Origin of the sequence: Acinetobacter sp. V2, from assembly GCF_001188385.1 — a bacterium.
Taxonomy (GTDB): domain Bacteria; phylum Pseudomonadota; class Gammaproteobacteria; order Pseudomonadales; family Moraxellaceae; genus Acinetobacter; species Acinetobacter oleivorans.
The window spans coordinates 1,541,546-1,553,291 of record NZ_JZFB01000001.1 but is presented as its reverse complement, the minus strand read 5'-3'; the positions used below and the strand labels follow the sequence as shown (position 1 = coordinate 1,553,291).

Below are 11,746 nucleotides of genomic sequence, written 5' to 3'. Positions count from 1 at the left end.
TCGCAATGCGATAGCTTAAGGTCGCTTGGCTTGCGACCGGATTTAAAGCAGCTTGAGTATCAGAAAGTTCTGCATGCTCAGTGTCACGACCACCTTCAGCAGCTGCACGTTTAGCTAATGTTTGAGCATCAACTTTTTTTGTGCGAGGAATTCTTACATCAGCAATATTACTATTATTGATGGGTTTAACACCTGCTACAGCGCTTTGAAACAGATTTGCATTTTCCAATTCTTCAGACTCAGCCTGAGGTTGTTTGGTCTCAGGCTGACTTGCGATTTTGCTTGAATGAGGATTGGAGATTTGCTTTTTAAATTGCTTCAATAACTTTTGTTGCTCTTTAGAAAGCGATGAATCTTTATTACTCATATATCTTCATTAAACCGTTTGAGGTTGTCCAAAAAGGGCAGTAAAAGCTTGATCTGGACATGGTTGTTTCATAAAACTTTCGCCGACTAAGAAGCTGTGAATATCATGCTCTTGCATCATATGCACATCATCTGGTGTCGCTATACCGCTTTCAGTAATTAATAAACGTGAGGCCGGAAGTAATTTTTTCAATCGAATGGATGTATTTAAATTCACATCAAACGTTTTTAAATTACGGTTATTCACACCTAATAAACATTGCTCAGAAAGCTTTAAAGCGCGTTCCATTTCTTCTTCGTCATGAACTTCAACTAATACATCGAGTTGATGTTCAAACGCAGTTTTAGACATTTCTTCGAGTTGCTGGTCAGACAAGCAAGCAACAATTAATAAAATACAGTCAGCATGCAAAGCACGTGCTTCAACTACATTATATGGATCGATCAAAAAGTCTTTACGTAAAGCAGGCAGGGCACAATGATTACGGGCAATCGCAATATTTTCATCTGCACCCTGAAAGAAATCAACATCGGTCAGTACCGATAAACATGCCGCACCTGCTTGTTCATACTGCTCTGCAATTTCAGCAGGATTAAAATCTGCGCGAATAATCCCTTTTGATGGAGACGCTTTTTTAATTTCAGCAATTACACCTGGACGTTTATGTTGCAAAGCATTTGCAAAGCCACGCACTGGAGTCGCAGCTTTTGCGAGTTCTTCAACATCTTGCAAATTACGTTGTTTTAAACGTGCAGCAAGTTCCTCATGTTTACGGTCAACAATTTTACCTAAAATGGTATTTTGAATATTAATCATGAGAAGTCCTTAATCTGCCTGACATTGTTTTAATGTTTTAGTAAATTCAGCCAAAACACTCATTTTTTCTAAAGCTTGTCCGCCATAAATAATATCTTGCGCGAAGGTAACAGCCTGAGCATAAGTCTTGGTAATGCCAGCTACATAAATACCTGCGCCTGCATTAAGCGCAATCATATTTGCTGCTTTTTCACCAATATCGGATTTATTTTTACTTAAAGCGTCTTTAATCAATTTTAGACTTGCCGTTGCATCAGCAACCACCAAACCACTTAAGGTTTGTGACTCAATTCCGACATCTTCAGGATTAAGTGTCCATTCAGTAATTTCGCCGTCTTTCAGTTCGGCAACAGCAGTAGGAGCAGCAAGACTGATTTCATCAAGACCATCTTTTGAGTGAACAACCATCACGTGTTCAGCACCGAGTTGCTTCATAACTTCAGCAATTGGGCGACAAAGTTCATCTGAAAATACACCAATCACAAAGCGTTTCACGCCCGCTGGATTCGTAAGCGGCCCCAGTAAATTGAAAATACTGCGGACACCAAGCTCACGACGTGGCCCAGCAGCGTATTTCATTGCTTTATGATGGTTTGGTGCAAACAAGAAACCTATACCCATTTCACGGATACAGCGTTCGGTTTGTTGCATATCTAAATCAAGATGAATACCTGCTTGTTCAAGTAGGTCTGATGAGCCTGATTTACTTGAAACACCACGGTTACCATGTTTTGCAATGGTTGCACCTGCCGCCGCAATCACAAAGCTTGAAGCAGTAGAGACATTAAATAAGTTTTGTCCATCGCCGCCAGTCCCCACAATATCAACTAAATGTTTGATATCACTGACATCAATTTTAATCGCAAATTCACGCATGACACGTGCAGCTGCAGTCATTTCATCAATACTTTCACCCTTCATGCGTAAGCCCATCATTAAAGCACCAATTTGTGCTTCAGTTGCCTCACCTTGCATGATGCTGCGCATGATGTCTTCCATTTGAGGCTGAGTCAAATGAATGTTTTTGGTAATGTGGTTGAGCGCCTGTTGGATATTCATAGTCATGATTTACAGCATTAATGATTAAAATTTTTAGGTGAAGTTGATCAAGAGTGGAAGGTTCGGCTTGTTGCGTTCCATGATTCACTAGCTACGGGGAGCTATGTTAGCAGAAAATAATCAAAGATTTTTGTTGTTCGATCATAGTTTTAAAAATTTTGCTCGTTTCTTACTTTAGTTTGATTAATAAACAGAATTTATTTATGGAAAAAGGTTTTAGTTTATTGTGAGTTTTTATGATAAATAATTAACCATTTGGTATATCTTAAACACAAATATACCTAGGAAAAATGTGTATAAATCAATCAAATTAAAGTGGATATATTAGGGCAATCTTTATTTTGTCTACTAATAAATATGTATTTAAATAACTTGAAATATCTAGGGACGTTAAAAAATAAGCGCTCATTTATTTTTGTATTTGTTGCACTGTTTCATCCATTAGAAAGCTATGCACAAGAAACTGTAGAGCAACCACAAAACCAAACTAAACCAGATAAAGTAGTCCGTGTTGCTGTGACAGGATCTCGTATTTCAAAAGCACAAAAAGATGGCCCAACCAGTGTGACGGTAATTACCGCAGCCGATATTGAAAAACAAGGTTTTAGTAATGCATTTGATGCACTCAATAACCTGACGCAGAACACGGGTTTTGTACAAGGTGCCGATTATGGAAATACTTTTACACCTGCGGCTAATGCCATTAGTTTACGAGGCTTAGGGCCTAATCATACTTTAACTTTGATTAATGGACATCGGGTTGCAGACTATCCTGTACCTTATGATGGCTCTGTCAATTTCGTAAATTTAGCCAATATTCCAACTGCCATTATTGATCGTATTGAAATATTAAACGGTGGTGCCTCTGCAATTTATGGTTCAGATGCAATTGCAGGCGTGGTGAATATCATTCTGAAAAAGAAAACAGACGGTACTCAATTTAATATTAAGGCAGGTGGAACAAAAGAAGGTGGTGAAAACTTACGTTTACAACTAAGTGGCAGTAAGACTTTAGACAAGCTCAGCCTTGTTTATGGGGTTGAGCTTAGTGGTCGTGAGCCGATATGGGCAGCCGATCGAGATTTTATGAAGAGCCGAACGCGGTTGGGAGAGAGACCTGACACGATTGTGGGTCGTAAAAATGCTGATACTGGAAAATATCTTTCAATTGGTGGGTGTCAGGCCTTTAATGGTTTATTTAACGGATCAGTTAATAATATTGGACAAGCAGGGGCGGACAATTGTGCCAGTGGTTTGGCACGACCGACTTATTGGACTGTTCAAACTCAAAATCGCAGTCAAAATGGTTATCTCGGTTTAGATTATGAGTTAAATGATAAAACCCAACTATTTGCCGATTTTTTAATTGGGGCAAATCAAATTGAAAATAATACCCGTAGTCCGATATGGACCTCTTTAGGTGCGTCGAGTGGTTATTTCCTAAATCAAGATTCGGGAAATTATGAAATTTGGAATCGTCGTTTTGCGCCTGAAGAATTAGGCGGGGTAGAACGAATAAATAAAAAATGGAAAGAACTTTCTTCGAACTTAAACTTCGGAATTCGAGGGGATATTGGAGAAACGAGCTGGAGTTATGAAGCAGCCTATAATGGTTCTATTTATACTAGTCAGCTACGCCGCCAAGGCTTATTACGCTCGAATGTTGATGAATATTTCTTAGGTCAGCAACTTGGTACAGATGCAGATGGTATTCCTATTTATTCACCTCGCTTAGATCGTTTAAGTCGACCACTCACAGCAAGTGAATTTGAAAGTATTTCGGGCACAACAAAAGAAAAAGATAAGTCGTGGGCGCAAAGTTTAACCTTAAGCGCGAATGGTGACATATTTAAGTTACCTGCAGGAATGGCCAAACTTGCGGCTGTGGCTGAAATTGGGCGTCAAGGCTTCTCGATTAAGCCAGATGAGGCGATCGAAAATGGTGAATATTATAATTTAAGCTCTAGTGGCGAATATGGCGGTACACGTACCCGCCAAGCACTTGGAGCAGAATTATTCTTACCTTTAGCAAAACCGTTAAATTTAACCCTGTCTGGACGTTATGATCGTTATGCTTTGTCAGATAACAGCATTGATAAGCTAACTTTCGGTTCGGGTTTAGAATTTAGACCACATCCGACTTTATTGGTGCGTGGTAACTACGCGACCAGCTTTCGCGCACCAGATATGAACTATCTGTTTTTAAATAAACAAAAAGGTTATTTCGAAAAGACCACCGATTATTTACGTTGTAGCCAGACGGGACAACCTTTAGATAAATGTAGCTTTAAAGATTACGCACCTGGGGCGAACTACACTTTAACCGGAAACAAAGAGCTAAAACCTGAAGAGGGTAAATCTTATGGTGCAGGTTTTGTTTGGTCGCCAACTAATAAGTTTGACATTAGCATCGATTACTGGGATATCAAAATTGATAATCTTGTGAGAAATTTGAGTGATGACAAAATTCTACGTTTAGAAGCAGATTGTCGTTTAGGCAACCAAGATATTAACTCTGCAGCCTGTATTGATGCATTAGCACGTGTGGAGCGTAACCCTGCAAATGCAGTTGTCGACCCAAATGTGATTAAGAATATAAATATCGTTCCGATTAACGCTGCATCAGACCATACCCGTGGGATTGATTTCACTAGCAGATGGCGTTGGAAAACAGACAGTTTTGGTAACTTTCTCTGGACGGTAAATTATAGTCGTGTACTAGAACATGAATATCAACAATCAAAAGATCACGAGAAAGATGACTATTTAAAAGATTTAAATATTCAGGATTGGCGTGACCGTTTTAATACCAGTCTCAGCTGGAGCTTTGGTGATTGGGCATCAACAGTATTAGTTAATCGTTATGGCAAAATTCCAAACGGCGACCAGACTGCCTATTTAAGCCCAACGTATTTAGTGAACTGGAGTGCTACTTATCAAATCTCTCCAAAAGCTTCTGCTTCAATCATTATTAATAACTTGTTTGACAAAGTGAAACGAGATGACACAGGCGGTTGGCCGTATTATCCGGTAGGATTATATTCGCCATTCGGCCGTCAAGGTTGGTTGGAGTTTAACTATAAATTCTAAGAATGATGTATGGATGCAGCGAAGTGGTACAGCAATGGCTGCATCTTTTTATTTAAAACTACAGAGGATAGATCCCTTATGTCGGTCAAGCCTTCATTTAAAAAAAGATTACTACTTACAACATTATTATCTTTATCGGCAACACAGATTTTTGCATCGAATAACAGTGAACAAATCCCGATTGGTAAATTACCCGAGTGGGTCATACCCGAATCTTATGATTTAGATTTTAAGATTGATCCCGCACAAAAAGGCTATACCGGTAAAACTACGATTCATTTAAAGCTGGCTCAAGCCACAGATCACATCTGGATTCATGGTAAATCTTTGACGGTGAAAGATGTGAATATCACATCGGCAGAGGGCGTTAAAACCAAAGCAAAATATGAGCAAGCCTCCGAGGTTGATGGGGTAAGTAAAATTAAATTTGCCAAGACTTTGCCCGCAGGCCAGTATCAACTCGTTCTAGATTTTAATGCGGCGTACGACCAACAGCTCGACGGTATTTATAAAATCGAGTTTGAGGGTAAACCTTATGTCATGACTCAAATGGAAGCAATTAGTGCACGCCAGTCATTTCCGTCATTTGATGAGCCACGTTTTAAAACGCCGTTTAATATTCGTTTGACGATTCCAAGCAAATATTCAGGGTTTGCCAATACCCAACAAACATCTGAGCAAGTAGAGAAGTCGGGTTGGAAAACACTAAGTTTTGCACAAACCAAACCACTACCAACGTATTTACTTGCGTTGGCTGTTGGACCGTGGCAATTACAAAAAGGGCCAGATATTGGAGCAACTTCATGGCGTAAGCAACCTATCCAGTTACGTGGTATTGCGCCTGATGCTAAAGCTGAAAAAATGCAGCATGCTTTATCTGAAACGCCAGCCATTTTAAAAACTTTAGAAGACTATTTTGCCTTTGGTTATCCATTTGACAAGCTCGATTTACTGGCAGCGCCAGACTTCGCCGCTGGTGCAATGGAAAACCCTGGGTTGATTACTTTCAGAGACTATCTAATGTTGCTAGATAAGGACTCACCAGTTTCATTTGTACAGAATTCATTTAATGTCAATGCACATGAGCTGGCGCATCAATGGTTCGGTGATGTTGTCACGATGCCATGGTGGGATGATCTGTGGCTTAATGAATCTTTTGCCACATGGATGCAAAGTAAAATCACTCAAAAAATACATCCTGAATTTAATGCTGACCTAGAACGTATTGCAGATACTGCTGATGCGATGAAAAGTGATAGTTTGGTGAGTGTACGTCGTATACGTCAGCCTATTTTAAGCAATGCTGATATTCAAACGGCTTTTGATGGTATTACTTACCAAAAAGGTGCGGCTGTTTTAAATATGTTTGAAAGCTACTTAGGCGAAGAAAAATTCAAACAAGGCGTACGCAATTATATTAATAAGCACCAATATGGTAATGCGACAGCCAATGATTTAATTAGCGCTTTAGCAGAGCAGTCTGGACAAAGTGAGCGCTTTGCCAAAGCGATGAAAAGTTTCCTTGATCAACCGGGTGTACCTTTAATCAATACTTCACTACAGCAAGAAGGCAATAAAGTCTTTTTAAATGTGAAGCAAACTCGTTATTTACCTGTGGGCTCAAAAGGTGATGCAAGAAGCCTCTGGGGCGTACCGTTATGTGTACGTTATGAAGTTCCAAATGCAGCCAGTAAGGTCCGGTGTGAGCTGGTAGACCAAGCAGAAGCTAAGATTGAACTCAAGGGTGCTAACCTTGGCAGTTGGTATATTCCAAATGCAGATGCGGCAGGGTATTACCAATTTAGTTTGCCTCAAAAAGAGTTTACTCGTCTAACTGCCGCTACAGAGAAGCTTTCTAACAGTGAACAGTTGGCCTACGCCTACGCGATTTCAGCGGCATTTAACCATGGGGATATTAATTTATTGGCTGTCGTAGATGCTGCGAAGAAATTCGCCAATTCGAATAGCCGACAAATTAGTACAGCGCTGTTTTCCCAGTTAAGTACGATTCATCGTCATGTGTTGAAAACAGAAGCTGAACGTGAACATTTTAGAAAAGTCTTGGCCAATTTATATTTACCTAAATTAAATCAGTTGGGTTATGTCAGCAAAACAGGTGAATCAGCTGAAGACAGTTTGTGGCGTAGTGAGTTAGTTAAGTTTCTTGCTTTAGATATTCAAGTGCCCGAAGTCCGTACACAACTGTTAAAACAGTCAGATGCTCTCTTTGCTCAAAAACAGCTTAACTTTGCGCAAGTAACTCCTGAATTATTACCAACCATTTTAGCTATACGTGTACAAGAAAAAGGCCAACCTGCTTTTGATCGTTTATCTGGAGAGCTACAACGCGTGACTCAGCCGACACAACGTCTTGCAATTCTTACGGCTCTAGGTTCAGCAAATCAAGAAGCAACACGCCAACAAGCACGACAGTTGATTTTAAACCCGCGTGTTAAAGTCGGTGAGGTTCGTACTGTGGTTAACTCCATCAATAATTATGGAGATGAACAAGGTGGCTTATGGTCTTGGTTTAAAGTAAATCATGACGCCGTGTTTGATCGTTTAGGTAAATCTTCGGCTGGGCGTTTTCCTGCAATGTTTAGTGGGGCAGCATGTACCCAACAACAAGCAGTCCAGTTAAATGACTTTTTTGCACCACGAACTAAAGAATTGGTCGGAGTGGAAAGAGGATTGAAACAGACCAAAGAACGTATTCAACTCTGCGAATCTTTGGTGGCAAAACAAGATGGATCAATTGTGCAGCAGTTAAAGTTGTAATTGATTCAAGCATGAAAAAAGCCAACTGATCGTAGTTGGCTTTTTTATTCAGGTTCTTATCAAATTACTTTTAAAATAATCTATTTACGGCTGCCTTATGCGTAGATATCTAGAAAGTTTTTAAAGATTTGATGGCCATGCTGACTCAAGATCGACTCGGGATGGAACTGCACACCTTCAACAGGTAGTGTTTTATGTTTAACACCCATGATTTCTTCCATTGAGCCATCTGCTTCATTGGTCCAGCACGTTACTTCAAGGCAATCAGGCAGTGTTTGCTGATCGATCACCAAAGAATGATAACGAGTTGCCGAGAATGGGCTAGGAAGATTACTGAAAATACCTTTATTGCTGTGGTACATATCAGATAAACGTCCGTGCATAACCGTTTTGGCTCTTACAATTTTTCCGCCAAAAGCTTGCCCAATACTTTGATGCCCTAAACATACGCCAAGCAAAGGAATTTTCCCAGCAAAGTGATTGATTGCTGGAATTGAAATGCCTGCTTCGCTTGGAGAGCAAGGGCCAGGACCAATTACAAGGTATTTAGGTTGCCATCGTTCAATATTCTCTAATGTGACTTGATCATTGCGAACAACTTTTACTTCCTGATCCAACTCGCCAAAATATTGGACGATGTTGTAGGTAAAAGAGTCGTAATTGTCGATCATTAGAAGCATTTTTAGTCTAACCTCTTGATATATAGTGTTTATTTAAATAGCAGTTTAAATTTTTACCCGTTTAATTACCCGCTTTTAGTATCTCACTAAAATTTTGGGCAAAAATAAAGCCGCTATCTAAGCGGCTAATGTACCAGAATTTGCTTGGCTTGTAATAACTTCATGCTTTATTGCTAGCAAAAGCATATTAATAATTATAAGTTGATGTATTTATTAAACTAAAAAAGAGTAGGGAAAATCGATAATTTAATTTGAAATTGCCTCTGTATTAGTAGGTAAAAGTTGCCACACAAAATTTTCTTGATTCAGTGGAGTAAACCCTATTTTTTGATAGAGCCATGAAGCTGTACTGGTAAGTAACATAATTCTGCGAAGTTTAAGTGTTTGCAAGTGTTCTAAGCAACATTCCATCAGCCATCGCCCTAGACCTAATTTTTGAAACTCATCGATAATAAAAACATCTTTTACATAAGCAAAGGTTGCATAATCTGTAATGATTCGAGCAAGACCAATTTGTTGGTTGTTCGGATCATATAACCCAAAGCATAAGCTGTTTTGTATGGCGATTTGCATTATTTCTAAATCAATCCCTTTTGCCCATTTTGAATGGTATAAAAAAGAATGAATCACTTCTATGTCGAGTTTAGAGGGATCTGTAGAAACAGTATAATAATCATCACGTGTGACTGCGAAATTGGATACTTGCATAGGGAAACCCTTTAATTCAAAGAAACATTGAATACGGTTAAAAATAGCATAGTGCTTACAAAGTTTTCTTCAAACTACCTCTTTATAGTTACTATTATGTTTCGTAATCACTAATAAAAATTAAAAATTGCTTGATGGCTAATAGTTGAAGGATTTTTGATGAAAAATTTCACTTCACTTTATTTTTTAGAAAAAAATAGCACTTTCTTATTAGAACTTTATTTAACTCAACCAGCTTTGATACATCTTAATTTGTTGGAAAATAGAGATAACGATAACTCAGGCAAAATAGCTTTTATTACAAAATAGAAAATTATTCTGCCTGAGTTAAAAAAGAAGATTAAATCGCTCTAGTGTTATAAATCAGCCAGTCTAAAACTTCTCCAGACAAGTGTTCAGCGAGTCTTTCCTGAACAGTTTGATGGTAATGATTTAACCAGTCTTTCTCTTCATGAGTTAGCATATCAACAACGATACAATCTAAATGAATCGGGCAAAGAGTCAGTGTTTCAAACTCCAAAAATTCACCGTAAGTTTTTTCAAATCCAGAGTGAAGTTTGTTTGCAACCAGATTTTCAATGCGAATTCCATATTGTCCCTCATGGTATAAGCCCGGCTCGTTAGAAATAATCATTCCTTCACGCAACTTACTATAAGCATGTATAGGTGCGTAATAAGAAAGTACTTGTGGACCTTCGTGAACGTTAAGCGCAAAGCCTACGCCGTGGCCTGTTCCATGTCGATAATCTAAACCATGTTGCCATAAAGTATTACGACAAATTGAATCGAGTAGAGGAGCAGCTAAACCTTCTGGATAAATCGTTTTTGCCAAAGCAATATGACATTTTAAAACCAGAGTATAGTCATGTTTTTGTTGCCCTGTTGGCGTGCCTACAGGAACAACACGAGTAATATCGGTTGTTCCATCTACATATTGCCCACCTGAGTCAATCAGCAATAGACCATCGCCTTCGATAAATGAATAGTGCTCTTCAGTTGCACGGTAGTGGGGTAGAGCACCATTGGCATTAAAGCCAGCAATCGTTGAAAAACTTGGGCCTATAAAACCCTCTTGCTCAGCACGGAAGGCTGTAATTTTCTCATCAATAGTCAATTCTGAAATACTTTCACCATGATGAAGTGTTTCTTCTAACCAGTGAAAAAAGTGGCAAAGCGCGACTCCATCTTTAACCATTGCATGACGGATATGAGCAATTTCGCTTTCATGTTTACGCGATTTAAAAAGTGTACTCGGGTTGATGTCATATACAACCCGAATATCTTTTGCGATGACTTGTTCATGAAAAATCGACACTTTCGCTGGATCTAAAAGTACAGAGGCATCAGAAATATTCGCTAAAAACTTAGCTGTATCTTCGTAGTTACGAATTTCAATACCGTCGGCTGCCAAAGCTTGCTGAATGCTTACATCAACTTTTTCAGCATTAATAAAAAGAACAGTTTGTTTTGCACTGACATATAAATGTGAAAGAAACACAGGGTTATATTCTACATCTTGCCCACGTGCATTTAAGACCCAGGCAATATCGTCTAAAGATGAAATGAAATGACCCGCAATATTCTTGCTAACTAATGTCTCACGAATAGCCTGGATTTTTTCTTTACGAGATAGGGCATTTAACCCTTCAGGCATGAGATGAATTTTCTTTGATGGAAGTTCTGGGCGGTTTAACCAAATTTCTCCGACTAAATCTTGCTGGGTTTCGAGTTTATAATTATTAACTCGTGCAGTATGTTCGAGTGCTTTAAATTGCTGAATTGATAAAGTATGCCCATTTACCACAATGACTGATTCTGGTTGTAGATTCTTTTCAATCCAAGCGAGATGTGTTGAAGATTCATCACTTGTTAATTTTTGAAGTTCAAAGCCAGTTCCAACAAGTTGTTGCTCAGCTTGTACCCAATAGCGACCATCTGCCCAGAGGCCAGCAAAGTTTTGAGTCACGACGAGTGTACCAACCGAACCACTAAAACCGCTTAACCACTGCCTTGCTTTCCAGTAGTCTGGTAAATATTCTGACATATGCGGATCGGCACTCATCACAATCAAAGCATCAACATGCTGATTGCGCATGAGTTCACGAAGTTTCTCAAGTTTTTCTGGAACAGTTAAAACGCTCATATAGTTTCCAACTCAGGTTGAACTTTACTGGTACTTTTGTTCATTAATCTATTGATAGGTTTCTTTAATAAAAATAACACGATTGCGCCAATCACTAACGCTAAA

At 39.0% G+C, this 11,746-nt stretch carries 7 protein-coding genes and 2 pseudogenes; 2 read left to right on the top strand and 7 right to left on the bottom strand.

The window, feature by feature from the left end; all coding sequences use genetic code 11:
• The 3 genes and pseudogenes from UC75_RS20565 to trpD all read right to left on the bottom strand — a co-directional run.
• Positions 1-367 (bottom strand): annotated as a pseudogene (locus UC75_RS20565) (Smr/MutS family endonuclease); the annotation flags it as partial.
• A 9-nt stretch (positions 368-376) separates the two neighbouring features.
• The gene (trpC, locus tag UC75_RS07100) at positions 377-1,183 is read right to left on the bottom strand and encodes an indole-3-glycerol phosphate synthase TrpC (RefSeq protein ID WP_049837144.1); all 807 of its coding nucleotides are present in this window, start codon (positions 1,181-1,183) and stop codon (positions 377-379) included.
• Positions 1,184-1,192: 9 nt separating this feature from the next.
• The gene (trpD, locus tag UC75_RS07095) at positions 1,193-2,242 is read right to left on the bottom strand and encodes an anthranilate phosphoribosyltransferase (RefSeq protein ID WP_128825213.1); all 1,050 of its coding nucleotides are present in this window, start codon (positions 2,240-2,242) and stop codon (positions 1,193-1,195) included.
• Between the two features lie 357 nt (positions 2,243-2,599).
• Between trpD and UC75_RS07090 the strand changes: the two genes are divergently transcribed.
• Together UC75_RS07090 and UC75_RS07085 are read left to right on the top strand one after the other, a co-directional pair.
• Positions 2,600-5,332 carry a TonB-dependent receptor plug domain-containing protein gene (locus UC75_RS07090; protein ID WP_049837142.1) on the top strand — a complete coding sequence of 911 codons (2,733 nt, stop codon included), beginning with the start codon at positions 2,600-2,602 and terminating at the stop codon, positions 5,330-5,332.
• A 13-nt stretch (positions 5,333-5,345) separates the two neighbouring features.
• Positions 5,346-8,110, top strand: a pseudogene (locus UC75_RS07085) (M1 family metallopeptidase).
• Positions 8,111-8,205: 95 nt separating this feature from the next.
• On the opposite strand, the gene UC75_RS07080 reads toward UC75_RS07085, so the two are convergent.
• From UC75_RS07080 to UC75_RS20560, 4 genes are all read right to left on the bottom strand, one after another.
• Positions 8,206-8,790 (bottom strand): anthranilate synthase component II, encoded by a 585-nt coding sequence (locus UC75_RS07080; RefSeq protein WP_049837140.1) that lies wholly within the window; start codon positions 8,788-8,790, stop codon positions 8,206-8,208.
• A 246-nt stretch (positions 8,791-9,036) separates the two neighbouring features.
• Positions 9,037-9,498 (bottom strand): GNAT family N-acetyltransferase, encoded by a 462-nt coding sequence (locus UC75_RS07075; protein ID WP_049837139.1) that lies wholly within the window; start codon positions 9,496-9,498, stop codon positions 9,037-9,039.
• 340 nt (positions 9,499-9,838) lie between these two features.
• Positions 9,839-11,641 (bottom strand): aminopeptidase P family protein, encoded by a 1,803-nt coding sequence (locus UC75_RS07070; protein ID WP_049837138.1) that lies wholly within the window; start codon positions 11,639-11,641, stop codon positions 9,839-9,841.
• On the bottom strand, positions 11,638-11,746 hold a 109-nt coding region (locus tag UC75_RS20560), incomplete at its 5' end, for a hypothetical protein (RefSeq protein WP_228137224.1). The genes UC75_RS07070 and UC75_RS20560, both read right to left, overlap by 4 nt.

Bases quoted from the DNA above. Each gene is read 5' to 3' on its own strand.
- UC75_RS07070 (WP_049837138.1), bottom strand. From the start codon at position 11,641: ATGAGCGTTTTAACTGTTCCAGAAAAACTTGAGAAACTTCGTGAACTC.
- UC75_RS07075 (WP_049837139.1), bottom strand. From the start codon at position 9,498: ATGCAAGTATCCAATTTCGCAGTCACACGTGATGATTATTATACTGTT.
- trpD (WP_128825213.1), bottom strand. From the start codon at position 2,242: ATGAATATCCAACAGGCGCTCAACCACATTACCAAAAACATTCATTTG.
- UC75_RS07080 (WP_049837140.1), bottom strand. From the start codon at position 8,790: ATGCTTCTAATGATCGACAATTACGACTCTTTTACCTACAACATCGTC.
- trpC (WP_049837144.1), bottom strand. From the start codon at position 1,183: ATGATTAATATTCAAAATACCATTTTAGGTAAAATTGTTGACCGTAAA.
- UC75_RS07090 (WP_049837142.1), top strand. From the start codon at position 2,600: ATGTATTTAAATAACTTGAAATATCTAGGGACGTTAAAAAATAAGCGC.